The following is a 15,173-nucleotide window of genomic DNA, read 5'->3' as shown; positions in this document are numbered from 1 at the left end:
AAGTTTCAAGCATCAAACTGTCGGACACAAAAAAGGGCTCTGAAAAGAGCCCTTTTTGCTTTTACTTGAAGCTTGCAGCTAAAAACTGGCAACTGCTTCTTTATTTCTTGTCGCGGCGCTTCTTGTCAGCTTTCTTGTGGTGCGACATCAAGCGACGCTTCTTGTTGACCTGGCGGTCGGTCAGCGTGGTCTTGTTGCCTTCGTACGGGTTCTCGCCGCCCTTGAACTCAATGCGGATCGGCGTACCGACCAGCTTCAGCACACGGCGGTAAGTGTTCTCCAGATAGCGCACGTACGACTTCGGCACTTTCTCGATCTGGTTACCGTGGATCACGATGATCGGCGGGTTCGCGCCACCCAAGTGGGCGTAGCGCAGCTTGATCCGGCGGTTGTTGACCATCGGTGGCGCGTGCTCGCCAACCGCGTCTTCCAGAATCTGGGTCAGACGGTTGGTCGGCCAGCGGGTGACCGCCGACTTGAACGAGTTCTGTACGGATGCGTAGAGGTTGCCCACGCCAGTACCGTGCAGTGCCGAGATGAAGTGGATGTCGGCGTAATCAACGAAGAACAGACGACGCTGCAACTCGACCTTGACGTAGTCGCGCTCGCTTGGCGTCATGCCGTCCCACTTGTTGATCGCGATCACCAGCGCACGACCCGACTCGATGGCGAAGCCCAGCAGGTTGAGGTCGTGATCGACCACACCTTCGCGGGCATCCATCACGAAGATCACCACGTTGGCGTCTTTGATCGCCTGCAGGGTTTTGACCACGGAGAATTTTTCGACTTCTTCGTGGATCTTGCCGCGCTTGCGCACACCCGCGGTGTCGATCAGCGTGTACTTCTCTTCATTGCGTTCGAACGGAATGTAGATACTGTCGCGCGTCGTGCCCGGCTGGTCATAAACGATCACCCGGTCTTCACCGAGCATACGGTTGACGAGAGTCGATTTACCGACGTTCGGACGACCGATGATGGCGATCTTGATCCCGTCTTTTTCGCTCGGGCCAGGAATGCGCTTGGCTTCCTCACCTTCGGCAACGATCTCTTCTTCGCCTTCTTCCGGCTCTTCTTCGTCGCGCGGGAAATCACCCAGAGCGATTTCCAGCATCTGCGTGATGCCACGGCCGTGAGCACCGGCGATCGGGATCGCGTGGCCCATGCCCAACGGGGCAAATTCAGCGCGGGCCATTTCCGGGTCGATGTTGTCGACCTTGTTGGCTACCACGTAGGAACGCTTGTTACGTTTGCGCAAATGCTCGGCGATCATCTGGTCGGCGGCGGTGAAACCGGCCTTGGCATCTACCAGGAACAGCACGACATCTGCTTCTTCAATGGCCAGCAGCGACTGCTCGGCCATTTTTTCGTCCATACCGTGCTCGTCACCGGAGATACCACCGGTGTCGACCAGAATGTAGGAACGCCCTTGCCACTTGGCCTCACCGTACTGGCGATCACGGGTCAGACCGGACAAGTCGCCGACGATGGCGTCGCGAGTCCTGGTCAGGCGGTTGAACAAGGTGGACTTGCCGACGTTCGGTCGGCCCACCAGGGCGATTACGGGAACCATGCGGCTCTCCACTTCGTTATTTCAGAAAATACAAAAGCCGCTGCGAGGCAGCGGCTGGTGCTCGGGGCAACGCCTGTTAGCGCTGCAAGCCCCATGAATCCGGGGCCGCCTGGGGGTTTAACCCCAAGCATAGTTGTTACTTGATGGTCAGGGCTTCCAGTTTGCCGCTGTTGCCATATACATAGATCGTGTCACCCACCACCAGCGGACGGGCACGCAGGCCGTCGCTGTCGATGCGCTCACGGCCGACGAAACGACCGTCAACCTGACTCAGCAGGTGCAGATAACCTTCCAGGTCACCCACTGCAACGTAGCTGGAGAACACTTCCGGAGCCGACAGTTGACGGCGAGCCAGCGAATCGTTGCTCCACAATGCAGTGGTGGAACGTTCGTCGACGCCTTCAACGGTGCCCGAGGACAGGCTCACGTAAACGCTGCCGAAACCCTGAGCGATACCGGCGTAGCTCGACGCATCGCGCTGCCAGAGTTGACGACCGCTTTCCAGATCCAGTGCCGCGACGCGACCCTGATAGCTGGCAACGTACAGCGTACCGCCGGACAACAGCAGACCGCCGTCGATGTCGACCACGCGCTCCAGTTCCGAACGACCCTGTGGAATCGCAATGCGTTGTTCCCAAACCGGCACGCCGTTGGAAATATCCAGCGCGACGACTTTACCGGTCGACAGGCCAGCTACCGCGAGGCGGTTGGTGACCAGCGGTGCACTGGTGCCACGCAGGGTCAGTACGGCCGGCGTGCTGTCATACACCCAGCGCTGAGTACCGGTCGATGCATCCAGACCGATCAGACGATCGTCCTGAGTCTGCACCACGACCACGTCACCGTTGTTGGCCGGTGGCGCGAGGACTTCGCTGTTGACGCGCGCACGCCACTTCTCTTCACCATTGCTGGTGTCCAGAGCAACCACTTCACCGCGCAAAGTACCGATCAGAACCAGACCGTAACCCACGCCGACAGCGCCGGAGACAGGCAGATCAAGGTCCTGCTTCCATTTCACGTCGCCATTACCGCGATCCATGGCCATCACCACGCCGGTCACATCCGCGGCGTAGATGGTGTCACCGTCGATCGCCGGCACCAGCATGTTGTAGGTTTCGCCCTGACCGTCACCGATCGAACGACTCCACTGCTTGTGCAGAACCACTTCTTCTTTGAAGTCGGTCAGTTCAGCCGGTGGCAATTCTTTTTTGCTGTTGCTGCTGCAACCCGCGGCCAGAAGGGCCAGAGCCAGCAATGCTGCATGCTTCCAACGGATCACGTCACGCATCCCCTTTGGCCAGGTCGTCGAGCTTGATTTGAAGGCCACCGACCGCCGCTTCATCCGACAGTGCTGCCTTGGCTTTTTGATACGCCTTGTTCGCGTCATCGGTACGACCCAACTGCACCAGCAGGTCGCCCTTGAGTTCTTCGCGAGTCGCCAGGAACGCCTTGTCGGCGTCGCCGTCGAGCAGTTTCAGGGCATCTTCAGCCTTGTTCTGTGCGCCGAGTACCTGCGCCAGACGCTGACGGGCGATTTCGCCCAGCGCCGGGTTGGCCGGTTTGTCGACGATCGCTTTCAGCTCGGTAGCGGCGTCGTCCAGCTTGCCGCTGTCGACGGCCACTTTGGACACGAACAGGCTGCCGTACTGCGCGTAGGCAGAACCGCCGAATTCGCTGTTGAGCTTGCCGGCCAGATCCGCAACGCGGGCAGCATCAGGCTTGCCGTCAGGCGTCAGCGTGGTTTCCAGCAATTGCTGATAGAGCACCGAGGCGCCTTGCGACTGGTTGCTCTGATATTTGTGATAAGCCTGCCAGCCGAACACGATGACCAGCGCCAACAGGCCGCCGGTGACCAGAGGTTTGCCGTTGCGTGTCCACCAGTCCTTCAAATCCGCCAACTGTTCGTCTTCGGTACTCGACACCCCAATACTCCTTAATCGCTAAATCGGCTGTTTGGACAGCTTCAACCCTGCACGACGCAGGTGGCCAGGTGAGCGGCAAGCGCATCCCAGGCAATGCTTTGTTGTTCGCCCTGGCCACGCAGGGGTTTGAAACCTACCACTTGCTGGGCCATTTCGTCGTCACCGAGGATCAGTGCGTACAGCGCACCGCTCTTGTCGGCCTTCTTGAACTGGCTTTTGAAGCTGCCGGCGCCGGCATTGACTTGCAGGCGCAGGTTTGGAAGTTGATCGCGAACACGTTCAGCCAGGGCCAGACCGGCCAGCTCGGCTTCTTCACCGAAAGCGCAGAGGTAGACATCGACCTGACGGGAGATTTCTTCCGGGATCTGCTCCAGGGTTTCGAGCATCAACACCAGACGCTCGATGCCCATAGCGAAACCGACGCCAGTGGTTGGCTTGCCGCCCATCTGCTCGACCAGACCGTCGTAACGGCCGCCCGCGCAAACAGTACCCTGGGCGCCGAGCTTGTCGGTGACCCATTCGAATACGGTTTTGCTGTAGTAATCGAGGCCGCGAACCAGTTTCGGGTTAAGCACATAAGGAATGCCCACGGCATCCAGACGCGATTTCAAACCTTCGAAGTGCGCACGGGATTCGTCGTCGAGGTAGTCGGCCATTTTTGGCGCGTCGACCAGTACCGCTTGAGTGTCGGCATTTTTCGTGTCGAGCACGCGCAGCGGATTGGTTTTCAGGCGACGCTGGCTGTCTTCGTCGAGCTTGTCGTGGTGCGCCGAGAGGTACTCGACCAGCGCTTCACGGTAGCGACCACGGGACTCGCTGGTGCCGAGGCTGTTGAGTTCGAGTTTGACTGCATCACGGATGCCCAGCTCGCCCCACAGGCGCCAGGTCATGATGATCAGCTCGGCGTCGATGTCCGGACCGTCGAGGTTGAACACCTCCAGACCGATCTGGTGGAACTGGCGATACCGGCCTTTCTGCGGACGCTCGTGGCGGAACATCGGGCCGATGTACCAGAGTTTCTGCACCTGGCCACCGCCGGTGATGCCGTGCTCAAGCACAGCACGCACGCACGCTGCGGTGCCTTCCGGACGCAGGGTCAGGGAGTCGCCGTTGCGATCTTCGAAGGTGTACATCTCTTTTTCGACGATGTCGGTCACTTCACCGATCGAGCGTTTGAACAGCTCGGTGAACTCGACGATCGGCATGCGGATCTGCTTGTAACCGTAGTTATCCAGCAGACGCGCAACAGTGCCCTCGAAATAACGCCACAGCGGGGTCTGTTCGGGCAGGATGTCGTTCATGCCACGAATGGCTTGCAATGACTTGCTCACTTTAAATCCTTAAATTCGTTCGGCTCTTCAGTCAGGTTCAGCCGCGCGCGATAACGGCAGCGTCAGCTTCGACCTTTTCGGCCGCTTTCTGGCGGATCAACCTTTCGAGCTCGTCCACCAGATTGTCATTCGTCAGTTTCTGCGCCGGCTTGCCGTCGATGTAGATCAGGTTTGGCGTGCCGCCGGTCAAGCCGATATGGGCTTCCTTGGCTTCGCCGGGGCCGTTGACCACACAACCGATCACCGCGACATCCAGCGGCACCAGCAGGTCTTCAAGGCGCCCTTCCAGCTCGTTCATGGTTTTAACCACATCAAAGTTCTGCCGCGAGCAGCTCGGGCAGGCGATGAAGTTGATGCCACGGGAACGCAGATGCAAAGACTTGAGAATGTCGTAACCGACCTTCACTTCCTCGACCGGGTCGGCCGCCAGCGAGATGCGAATGGTATCGCCAATCCCCTCGGCGAGCAGCATACCTAGGCCCACGGCGGATTTCACTGTGCCCGAACGCAATCCACCGGCTTCGGTGATGCCCAGGTGCAGCGGCTGGACGATTTCCTTCGCCAGCAAGCGATAGGCTTCGACGGCCATGAACACGTCGGAGGCCTTCACGCTGACCTTGAAGTCCTGGAAATTCAGGCGTTCCAGGTGTTCAACGTGACGCAGGGCGGACTCGACCAACGCGGCTGGCGTCGGCTCGCCGTATTTCTTTTGCAGGTCTTTTTCCAGCGAACCGGCGTTGACGCCGATGCGGATCGGAATGCCGCGATCACGCGCTGCATCGACCACCGCACGAACACGGTCTTCGCGACCGATGTTGCCCGGGTTGATACGCAGGCAGTCGACGCCCAGTTCGGCCACGCGCAGAGCGATCTTGTAGTCGAAGTGGATGTCGGCAACCAGCGGCACCTTGACCAGTTGTTTGATCTTGCCGAACGCCTCGGCGGCGTCCATGTCCGGTACCGAAACGCGAACGATGTCGACGCCGGCGGCTTCCAGACGATTGATTTGCGCAACAGTGGCGGCAACGTCATTGGTGTCGCTGTTGGTCATGCTCTGCACCGCGATCGGCGCATCGCCGCCCACCGGTACGTTGCCGACCCAGATCTTGCGCGAAACGCGACGTTTGATTGGAGATTCGCCGTGCATGACTTATTGACCCAACTTCAGGCGAGCAGTCTCGCCACTGGTGAACGGAGCGATATCGACCGGTTGGCCGTTGTAGCTGACCTGTGCGGCGCGAGCTACGCCCAGACGCACGTTAAGCGGCGGCTTGCCGGAAACGGTGACGCTGTCGCCTTTATGCTTGAGACCACTGAAAATCACTTTGCCACGGCCATCGGTCACTTGTGCCCAGCAATCGGCGCTGAACTGCAGTTGTACCTGACCATCACCAGCCACCGGAGCAGCCGCTTCTGCGGTTGGCGCAGCGGTCGCAGCCGCTACTGGCGCAGTGGTGGTCGGTGCTGGAGTCGCCGGAACGTTTGGTGCCGGGGTCACCGGGGTAGCGACAACCGGCGCTGGCGTATGAACCGGGGCGGTAGGCGTTGCAGCCGGCGCAACCGGTCCGGTCGGCGTGGTGGCCGCTTCTGCGCCGGTGGATTCAGCCGTGGTTTCAGACTGAGGCAATGCCAGCGTCGTTGAAGTATCGGCCTGATTTTCCTCGACAGCCTGATCTTCCGGCTCGTCGATCGGGTGGATCTGGGTCGTACCGTCAGCGCCTTCGACTTCAACGTGTTCAGGTGCCAGCGACGTCAGGTCCTTGGTGCGCAGCGAGGTCTGATCCTGCCACCAGACGAAACCGCCGCCGATGACCGCGATCAGCAACAGCAGGCTGACAATACGCAAAATGGTGTGGGAAACCCGCACAGGCTCTTCGATACGGCCGAGAGCGTGAACGTTGCTGCCCTGGGAATCGGTGCCGGTGGACTGGTCGAATTGCTGAACCAGAACGGTCTGATCCATGCCGAGCAATTTGGCATAAGCGCGAATGTAACCGCGAGCGAAGGTATGCCCCGGCAGCTTGTCGAAAGCGCCGGCTTCAAGATTGCTCAGGGAGGTCACGGTGAGGTTGAGCTTGAGGGCCACTTCGGCCAGCGACCAGCCATTGCTTTCGCGGGCCTGGCGCAGGGTCTCACCGGGGTTAACGCGATTCGCTGCTACAACTTCGGGATGCGCCGCTTTCATCATTGCTCCGACAGGTATTGCTGATATTCCGGCGTACCGGGATAGAGTCGTTTTAATTGCAGGCCATAACTGGCGGCCTTGTCGCGATCTTCAAACACTTTTGCCAGCCGAACGCCGAGCAATAGACTACGTGCATTTTGTTCGGTCAGCAGGCTGAAACGTTCGTAATAGTCACGCGCGGGCACATAATGCCTGTCTTCGAAGGACAACTCAGCCATTTCCAGCAACGCGCGTGGTTGTTGGCGGTTCAAACGCAGTGCCTTTTCCAGCTGCTGCTGCGCCAGATCACGCTCGCCAAGCTTGGAAGCGGTCATGCCGAGGTTCTCGAACACACGCGAGCGCTCAGGATACAGGGTATCGGCGGCGGCCTGTTCAAAACGCTCGTAGGCTTCTTTATAACGCTGTTCTTCGTAGAGAAAACTGCCGTAGTTATTGAGGATACGGGCATCGGCGGGCCGCGAGGACAAAGCCTTGCGGAAATGCTCGTCAGCCAGTTTCGGCTCCATTTCTGCCTGAAACACCAGGCCTAGCGCAGCATTGGCGTCAGGGTCCGAATCGTCGAGATCCAGCGCTTTCTTCAGCGGCACCTTGGCCCGCTCGGTCATGCCTTGCTGCAAGTATCCCAGCCCCAACTGCACGTACGCAGCCCGCGCTTCATCGCGGCCCTTGCTGGTCTTCATCGGGTTGTAGTCACCCGACAGGACACAACCAGCACACAGGCTGGCCAACAGCAACAGCAGCGCAAAGCGCAGGGACATAGAGATCCTCTCTTAGTTAGTGTTCGCGGCGTTCTGTGCCAGATCGCTGTCGGCGCTCAACTCGCGCACTGCGATATAACGTTCGCTGCGACGGGTGCGATCCAGCACCTGCCCTACCAATTGACCACATGCGGCGTCGATGTCTTCACCACGGGTGGTGCGGACAGTGACGTTGAAACCGGCCTGATGCAACTGATCCTGGAAACGACGGATCGCGTTGTTGCTCGGACGCTCGTACCCGGAGTGCGGGAACGGGTTGAACGGAATCAGGTTGATCTTGCACGGAATGTTCTTCAGCAGCTCGACCATCTCAACGGCGTGCTCAACCTTGTCATTGATGTCCTTGAGCAAGGTGTACTCGATGGTCAGCACACGTTTCTCGCCAAGGGCGGACATGTAGCGCTGGCACGACTCGAGCAGCATCTTAAGCGGATATTTCTTGTTGATCGGCACCAATTGGTTACGCAATGCGTCATTGGGTGCGTGCAGGGACAACGCCAGGGACACGTCGATGTGCTTGGCCAGCTCATCGATCATCGGCACCACGCCCGAAGTGGACAGGGTCACGCGGCGCTTGGAGATCCCGTAGCCGAGGTCATCCATCATCAGATGCATGGCAGCGACGACGTTGTCGAAGTTCAGCAGCGGCTCACCCATGCCCATCATCACCACGTTGGTGATGGCACGGTCGACGGTTGCCGGGACACTGCCGAAAGATTTGTTGGCAATCCACACCTGACCGATGACTTCGGCGGCGGTGAGGTTGCTATTGAAGCCTTGCTTGCCGGTGGAGCAGAAACTGCAATCCAGGGCACAGCCTGCCTGGGACGAAACGCACAGAGTGCCGCGTTTGCCCTGGGGAATGTAAACGGTCTCGACGCAGCTGCCGGACGCCACGCGCACCACCCACTTACGGGTGCCGTCGCTGGAGATGTCCTCGCTGACCACTTCCGGACCACGGACCTCAGCAATCGCCTTGAGCTTGTCGCGCAAGGCCTTGCTGACGTTCGTCATGGCGTCGAAATCATCGACGCCAAAGTGGTGAATCCATTTCATTACCTGACCGGCACGGAAACGCTTCTCCCCGATTGAGTCGAAGAATTTTTCCATTTCCTGTTGAGTCAGACCCAGCAGGTTGGTTTTTACAGTCGATGTAGTCATGGATTCACCTTCACTCTTAAGCCAATGCTTAGCGAGTGGTTACTTCAGTAGCTGCGAAGAAGTACGAGATTTCACGAGCAGCTGCGGCTTCGGAGTCCGAACCGTGAACAGCGTTGGCGTCGATGGAATCAGCGAAGTCAGCGCGGATGGTACCGGCAGCAGCTTCTTTAGGGTTGGTAGCGCCCATCAGCTCACGGTTCAGAGCGATAGCGTTTTCGCCTTCCAGAACCTGAACAACAACAGGACCGGAGATCATGAAAGCAACCAGGTCGCCGAAGAAACCACGAGCGCTGTGCTCAGCGTAGAAGCCTTCAGCTTCAGCTTTGGACAGTTGCTTCAGTTTCGAAGCTACAACGCGCAGGCCGGCTTTTTCGAAACGAGTGGTGATTTCGCCGATGACGTTTTTTGCAACAGCGTCAGGCTTGATGATGGAGAAAGTGCGTTGAACAGCCATGGTGTAACTCCAGAAACGGTAATTTGCGAAAAATTAAACCCGCGAATTATACGCGGGTTCTTGGGTATTGCCTAACCTGCGAGACGATCAGTCCAATTCTTTGGCCCAGAGCTCCTGAACCGCTTCCAGCACCTTCTCGCCGACACGGCCAGAAGTGCCATCGAAGTCAGGCAGATCAAGGATCATCTGCTGCAAACGGACAAAACCTACAGAATATGGATCGACGCCGGCATGGGCCTCGGCCAGTTCTTCTGCAATACGTTGAACATCATTCCAACCGTAGCTCATGACAGTCTTACCAGTCAGTGCGGCGCTTCAGCCGCATGGTTAAGCGAATATTTCGGAATTTCGACGGTGATGTCTTCTTCACCAACGATAGCCTGGCAAGCCAGACGCGATTGCGCTTCAAGACCCCAGGCGCGATCGAGGAAGTCTTCTTCCAGCTCGTCAGCCTCTTCCATCGAGTCGAAACCCTCGCGGATGATGCAATGGCAGGTGGTGCAAGCGCAGACGCCGCCGCAGGCGCTTTCCATCTCGATGTGGTGTTCGTGGGCCAGTTCGAGAATCGATGTGCCGGGCGCAGCCTCGACCACCATGCCTTCAGGGCAGAACTTCTCGTGGGGCAGAAAAATGACCTGCGGCATCAGATATCCTCGATTTCATTCAGATTGCGCCCCGACAGAGCGGCTTTGACCGTCAGATCCATGCGGCGGGCAGCAAAAGCATCGGTCACTTGCGACAGACGCTTGGTCTGCTGCTCGATGGCGTAACCATCGGTACCTTTCATCAGTTCAGCCAGTTCCTGCAACTGCAGGTCGATGACCATGCGCTCTTCGGCGTCGAGCAAACGCTCGCCATCAACCTCCAGGGCGCCCTGCACCGCTTCGATCAGGCGCTGGGCATCGACTTGCTGCTCGCGCAGAACGCGGGCGACTTTGTCGTCATTGGCGTGCTGGAACGAATCCTTGAGCATTTTGGCGATTTCGCCGTCGGTCAGACCGTAGGACGGTTTGACCTGGATGCTCGCCTCAACGCCCGAACCCAACTCACGGGCGGCAACGCTGAGCAGACCGTCGGCATCGACCTGGAAGGTCACGCGAATTTTCGCTGCGCCGGCCACCATCGCTGGAATGCCACGCAATTCGAAGCGCGCCAGCGAGCGGCAGTCACTGATCAGCTCGCGCTCACCTTGCAGCACGTGGATCGCCATGGCCGACTGGCCGTCTTTATAAGTGGTGAAATCCTGAGCGCGCGCGACGGGGATGGTGGTGTTGCGCGGAATCACCTTCTCCATCAGGCCGCCCATGGTTTCCAGCCCCAGAGACAGCGGGATCACGTCGAGCAGCAGCAGTTCACCGCCATCGCGCTTGTTGCCAGCCAGGGTATCGGCCTGGATCGCGGCACCGATGGCCACCACTTGATCCGGATCGATTTCAGTCAGCGGCTGACGACCAAAGGCTTCGGCAACGGCTTCGCGAACACGCGGAACGCGGGTCGAACCGCCGACCATGACCACCGCGTGTACGTCGTCCAGCTCGATGCCGGAGTCGCGAACGGCGCGACGGCAGGCTTTGAGGCTGCGCGCGACCATTGGCTCGATCAGCGCGTCAAAAGCTTCGCGGGTCAGCGGCGCTTTCCAGTTGCCATAGACCACTTCAACGCTAGCCGCATCGGTCAGCGCTTCTTTGGCCGCGCAAGCGGTTTGCAGCAGATTGCGTTGAGCGCCCGGATCGAGATCGGCGGACAGGCCCGCGCTCTCGATGATCCAGCCGGCAATCGCGTGATCAAAATCGTCGCCGCCCAGCGCGCTGTCGCCGCCAGTGGCCAAGACTTCGAAAACACCGCCAGTCAGACGCAGAATGGAAATATCGAAAGTACCGCCGCCCAGGTCATAAATCGCGACCAGGCCTTCAGCGTGTTGATCCAGACCGTAGGCCACAGCGGCCGCAGTCGGTTCATTGAGCAGACGCAGCACGTTCAGACCGGCGAGTTTCGCCGCGTCCTTGGTGGCTTGGCGCTGAGCATCATCGAAGTAAGCAGGAACGGTGATCACCGCGCCTACCAGTTCGCCACCCAAGGTCGCTTCAGCGCGCTGACGCAAAACCTTGAGGATATCGGCGGAGACTTCAACCGGGCTTTTCGGGCCTTGCACGGTGTCGATGAACGGCATGTGCGATTCGCCACCGACAAAGCGGTATGGCAGTTGCTCGCCCAATTGCTTGACGTCGGACAGACCACGACCCATCAAGCGCTTGACCGACAGCACGGTGTTCAAAGGATCGGAAGCGGCGGCCAGCTTGGCCGACTCGCCGACTTCGACGTGATCGGCGTGATAACGCACAGCGGACGGCAGGATGACCTGCCCGCTTGCGTCGGCCAACGGTTCGGAAAGACCACTGCGCAACGCAGCGACCAGCGAATTGGTAGTGCCCAAGTCGATCCCCACAGCCAGACGACGCTGGTGCGGTTGAGGACTTTGGCCGGGTTCGGCGATCTGCAGTAGGGCCATCGTGATCAGGACTTATCTGTATATCAGGCGTGCGACCGGAGCGGCACTGGGTTAATCGTCGAGGCGCTCTTCTAACTGGCGCACTTCGTAGGTGAGCTTGTCGAGGAACTGCATGCGCCGCATCAGGCGTTCGGCCTGTTCGCGTTGCGCCGCATCATCCCAACAGGCTGCGAAGCTTTCATTGAGTTCTTCCTGAGCCACTTTCAAGCGCCGCTTGAACACCGCGACGCCGTCCAGATCGGCACTGTCCTGAAGGTCTTCGAGCTCTTCGCGCCATTGCATCTGCTGCAGAAGAAACTCGGGATCATGGACAGTGACTTCCATCGGCACTTCATGCCCGCTGATGGTCAGCAGGTAGCGTGCGCGCTGGGCCGGACTCTTGAGCGTCTGATAGGCGTCGTTGAGCCGTGCAGACTGCTCGAGTGCCGACCGCTGCTCACGCTCGGAAGCGTCGGCAAAGCGATCAGGATGAACGCCGCGCGCCAACTCACGATAGCGCGTGGCCAACTGCTCGAGATCCAGACGGAAACCCGGTTGCAGCTCGAATAAAGCGAAATGACAAGGAATACCCACGACAAGCCTCAGATGTTGAAGCTTTCGCCGCAGCCACACTCACCGCGTACGTTGGGGTTGTTGAACTTGAAGCCTTCGTTCAACCCTTCCTTGACGAAATCGAGCTCGGTGCCGTCCAGGTAGGCGAGGCTTTTCGGGTCGATGATCACTTTTTCGCCGTGACTTTCGAACACCTGATCCTCTGCAACCACCTCGTCGACAAACTCCAGCACGTAGGCAAGGCCGGAACAGCCTGTGGTGCGAACACCCAGACGAATCCCTTCACCTTTGCCGCGCCCGTCGAGGGAGCGCCGCACGTGTCGAGCAGCCGCTTCTGTCATGCTGATAGCCATCGGTGACTCCTTACTCGTCGCCAAATCCAGAAAGTCAGATCAAGCCTTTCTTCTGCTTGTAATCGCGAACAGCCGCTTTGATAGCGTCTTCAGCCAGTACCGAGCAGTGAATTTTCACTGGCGGCAGGGCCAATTCTTCGGCCAGCTGAGTGTTCTTGATGGTTTCTGCTTCGTCCAGGGTCTTGCCCTTCATCCACTCGGTGGCGAGGGAGCTGGAAGCGATAGCCGAACCGCAGCCGTAGGTCTTGAACTTGGCATCTTCGATGATGCCAGCGTCGTTGACCTTGATTTGCAAACGCATCACGTCGCCGCACGCCGGAGCGCCGACCATGCCGGTGCCGACGTCAGGATCTTCCGCGTTCATCTTGCCGACGTTGCGCGGGTTTTCGTAGTGGTCGATGACCTTTTCGCTGTAAGCCATGATTCTTAATCCTCACTCATCAGGGCCGCTCTTGAGACCCTGCAACTGCGCTGCGTTAACCGCCGCGTCGCTACAGGATCTGTATCCGGCGGCTTCTATATTTAGTGTGCCGCCCACTCGATTTTCGAGATATCGACGCCGTCTTTGTACATGTCCCACAGCGGCGACAAAGCGCGCAGCTTGGTAACGGCCTCGCAGACTTTCTGCGCGGCGTAGTCGATTTCTTCTTCGGTGGTGAAACGGCCGAAGGTGAAGCGGATCGAGCTGTGCGCCAGTTCGTCGTTGCGGCCCAAGGCGCGCAGTACGTACGAAGGCTCCAGCGACGCCGAGGTGCACGCCGAACCGGACGATACCGCCAGATCCTTAAGCGCCATGATCAGCGACTCGCCTTCAACGTAGTTGAAGCTCAGGTTCAGGTTGTGCGGAACGCGGGCGGTCAGGCTGCCGTTGACGTACAGCTCTTCGAGATGCTCGACCTGCTTGTAGAAACGGTCGCTCAAGGCTTTGATGCGGACGTTTTCAGCAGCCATGTCTTCTTTGGCAACGCGGAACGCTTCACCCATGCCGACGATCTGGTGGGTCGCCAGAGTACCGGAACGCATGCCACGCTCGTGACCGCCGCCGTGCATGGTCGCTTCGATGCGCACACGCGGCTTGCGGCTGACGTACAGCGCGCCGATGCCTTTAGGGCCGTAGGTCTTGTGGGCGGAGAACGACATCATGTCGACTTTCAGCTTCTGCAGGTCGATTTCGACCTTGCCAGTGGACTGAGCGGCGTCAACGTGGAACAGAATGCCCTTGGCGCGGAGCATTTCGCCGATCGCGGCGATGTCGTTGACGGTGCCGATTTCATTGTTCACGTGCATCACGGAGACCAGGATGGTGTCTTCGCGCAATGCAGCTTCAATCATGGCCGGAGTGATCAGGCCATCTTCGGTCGGCTCGAGGTAAGTCACTTCGAAACCTTCACGCTCCAGTTGGCGCATGGTGTCGAGGACAGCCTTGTGCTCAATCTTCGAGGTGATCAGGTGCTTGCCCTTGGAGCCATAGAAATGCGCCGCACCCTTGATTGCCAGGTTGTCGGACTCAGTGGCACCGGAGGTCCAGACGATTTCGCGCGGGTCGGCATTGACCAGATCGGCCACCTGACGACGGGCGTTTTCGACGGACTCTTCAGCTTTCCAGCCGAACACGTGGGAACGGGACGCCGGGTTACCGAAGTTTCCGTCGACCAGCAGGCATTCACTCATTTTTTGCGCAACGCGCGGATCGACCGGGGTGGTCGCAGAGTAATCAAGGTAAATCGGCAATTTCATGGACTATCTCCTAAATCAGGGCTGGCGTACCGCTAGCTCTTCGGCTGTCATTCGACGGCGGACGCTTCAATCTTGTCCAGGCGTGGCGCCTTGCTGTTGCAACGGCGCTGGTCCTGACGCTGGGCTACTTCTTGCACCTCACGGCGAGTCACAAGATCAGCCAAGCTGATACCACTTAGAAATTCGTGAATCTGCAGGCTCAAATCACACCACAGATGATGGGTCAGGCACGTGTCGCCGGAATGGCAATCGCCCTGGCCCTGGCACTTGGTGGCATCAACCGATTCGTTAACCGCATCGATCACCTGGGCGACCTGGATGCCCTGCATGTCGCGGGACAGTTGGTAGCCACCACCCGGGCCGCGAACACTGGAAACCAGGTTGCTGCGGCGCAGCTTGGCGAACAGCTGTTCGAGGTAGGACAGGGAAATGCCTTGGCGCTCGGAGATATCGGCCAGGGACACGGGCCCGTGCTGCGCGTGTAACGCCAGGTCAAGCATGGCGGTCACGGCGTATCGGCCTTTTGTAGTCAGTCGCATGGACAGTTACCACGGAGTTCAGAATGGGGCGAGTATGCAATTCCCGAGTATTTAAGTCAACTTTAAGACCTAGTACTTTAGTCAGGATTACCCGCAAAAGAG

General features: G+C 58.9%; 17 protein-coding genes. All 17 read right to left on the bottom strand.

What is annotated here, in order from left to right:
* Positions 1-100: 100 nt before the first annotated feature.
* A complete protein-coding gene (gene der / locus ACQ4OE_RS13655) occupies positions 101-1,570 on the bottom strand; it encodes a ribosome biogenesis GTPase Der (RefSeq protein WP_007950048.1) in 1,470 nt (489 codons plus the stop codon).
* A gap of 136 nt (positions 1,571-1,706) precedes the next feature.
* The gene (gene bamB / locus ACQ4OE_RS13650) at positions 1,707-2,858 is read right to left on the bottom strand and encodes an outer membrane protein assembly factor BamB (RefSeq protein WP_034156262.1); all 1,152 of its coding nucleotides are present in this window, start codon (positions 2,856-2,858) and stop codon (positions 1,707-1,709) included.
* On the bottom strand, positions 2,851-3,492 hold the full coding sequence (locus tag ACQ4OE_RS13645; protein ID WP_430946926.1) for a YfgM family protein: 642 nt from the start codon (positions 3,490-3,492) through the stop codon (positions 2,851-2,853). Before ACQ4OE_RS13645 ends, bamB begins: the two co-directional genes overlap by 8 nt.
* Positions 3,493-3,533: 41 nt before the next feature.
* Positions 3,534-4,823: a histidine--tRNA ligase gene (gene hisS / locus ACQ4OE_RS13640; protein WP_122589955.1), complete on the bottom strand. Its 1,290-nt coding sequence runs from the start codon at positions 4,821-4,823 to the stop codon at positions 3,534-3,536.
* A 37-nt stretch (positions 4,824-4,860) separates the two neighbouring features.
* Entirely contained in the window at positions 4,861-5,970 is a 1,110-nt protein-coding gene (ispG, locus tag ACQ4OE_RS13635; RefSeq protein ID WP_008084646.1) for a flavodoxin-dependent (E)-4-hydroxy-3-methylbut-2-enyl-diphosphate synthase, read from the bottom strand.
* 3 nt (positions 5,971-5,973) lie between these two features.
* The gene (locus ACQ4OE_RS13630; RefSeq protein WP_430946925.1) at positions 5,974-7,008 is read right to left on the bottom strand and encodes a RodZ domain-containing protein; all 1,035 of its coding nucleotides are present in this window, start codon (positions 7,006-7,008) and stop codon (positions 5,974-5,976) included.
* Positions 7,008-7,766 carry a type IV pilus biogenesis/stability protein PilW gene (gene pilW, locus ACQ4OE_RS13625; RefSeq protein ID WP_430946924.1) on the bottom strand — a complete coding sequence of 253 codons (759 nt, stop codon included), beginning with the start codon at positions 7,764-7,766 and terminating at the stop codon, positions 7,008-7,010. Before pilW ends, ACQ4OE_RS13630 begins: the two co-directional genes overlap by 1 nt.
* 12 nt (positions 7,767-7,778) lie before the next feature.
* Entirely contained in the window at positions 7,779-8,927 is a 1,149-nt protein-coding gene (rlmN, locus tag ACQ4OE_RS13620) for a 23S rRNA (adenine(2503)-C(2))-methyltransferase RlmN (protein ID WP_339432827.1), read from the bottom strand.
* Between the two features lie 28 nt (positions 8,928-8,955).
* Positions 8,956-9,381, bottom strand: coding sequence for a nucleoside-diphosphate kinase (gene ndk, locus ACQ4OE_RS13615; RefSeq protein WP_007916882.1), 426 nt, complete (start codon positions 9,379-9,381; stop codon positions 8,956-8,958).
* 87 nt (positions 9,382-9,468) lie between these two features.
* The gene (gene iscX / locus ACQ4OE_RS13610) at positions 9,469-9,669 is read right to left on the bottom strand and encodes a Fe-S cluster assembly protein IscX (protein WP_053123533.1); all 201 of its coding nucleotides are present in this window, start codon (positions 9,667-9,669) and stop codon (positions 9,469-9,471) included.
* A gap of 14 nt (positions 9,670-9,683) precedes the next feature.
* Positions 9,684-10,025: an ISC system 2Fe-2S type ferredoxin gene (gene fdx, locus ACQ4OE_RS13605; protein ID WP_007916885.1), complete on the bottom strand. Its 342-nt coding sequence runs from the start codon at positions 10,023-10,025 to the stop codon at positions 9,684-9,686.
* Positions 10,025-11,890 (bottom strand): Fe-S protein assembly chaperone HscA, encoded by a 1,866-nt coding sequence (gene hscA / locus ACQ4OE_RS13600; RefSeq protein ID WP_430946923.1) that lies wholly within the window; start codon positions 11,888-11,890, stop codon positions 10,025-10,027. The genes fdx and hscA overlap by 1 nt, the downstream gene beginning before the upstream one ends.
* A gap of 51 nt (positions 11,891-11,941) precedes the next feature.
* A complete protein-coding gene (gene hscB / locus ACQ4OE_RS13595) occupies positions 11,942-12,463 on the bottom strand; it encodes a co-chaperone HscB (protein WP_007916889.1) in 522 nt (173 codons plus the stop codon).
* A gap of 8 nt (positions 12,464-12,471) precedes the next feature.
* A complete protein-coding gene (gene iscA, locus ACQ4OE_RS13590; RefSeq protein WP_003227904.1) occupies positions 12,472-12,795 on the bottom strand; it encodes an iron-sulfur cluster assembly protein IscA in 324 nt (107 codons plus the stop codon).
* 34 nt (positions 12,796-12,829) lie between these two features.
* Positions 12,830-13,216, bottom strand: coding sequence for a Fe-S cluster assembly scaffold IscU (iscU, locus tag ACQ4OE_RS13585; RefSeq protein WP_007916892.1), 387 nt, complete (start codon positions 13,214-13,216; stop codon positions 12,830-12,832).
* Positions 13,217-13,317: 101 nt separating this feature from the next.
* Complete coding sequence (locus ACQ4OE_RS13580; RefSeq protein ID WP_008084662.1) at positions 13,318-14,532, bottom strand: IscS subfamily cysteine desulfurase; 1,215 nt, start codon at positions 14,530-14,532, stop codon at positions 13,318-13,320.
* Positions 14,533-14,579: 47 nt separating this feature from the next.
* A complete protein-coding gene (iscR, locus tag ACQ4OE_RS13575) occupies positions 14,580-15,071 on the bottom strand; it encodes a Fe-S cluster assembly transcriptional regulator IscR (protein ID WP_003227911.1) in 492 nt (163 codons plus the stop codon).
* Positions 15,072-15,173: the final 102 nt, after the last annotated feature.

The organism is Pseudomonas sp. WC2, assembly GCF_050586545.1.
In the GTDB taxonomy this organism is placed as follows: Bacteria; Pseudomonadota; Gammaproteobacteria; order Pseudomonadales; family Pseudomonadaceae; genus Aquipseudomonas.
The sequence above is the reverse complement of the archived record's forward strand: the minus strand, read 5'-3'. Positions and strand labels throughout refer to the sequence as shown.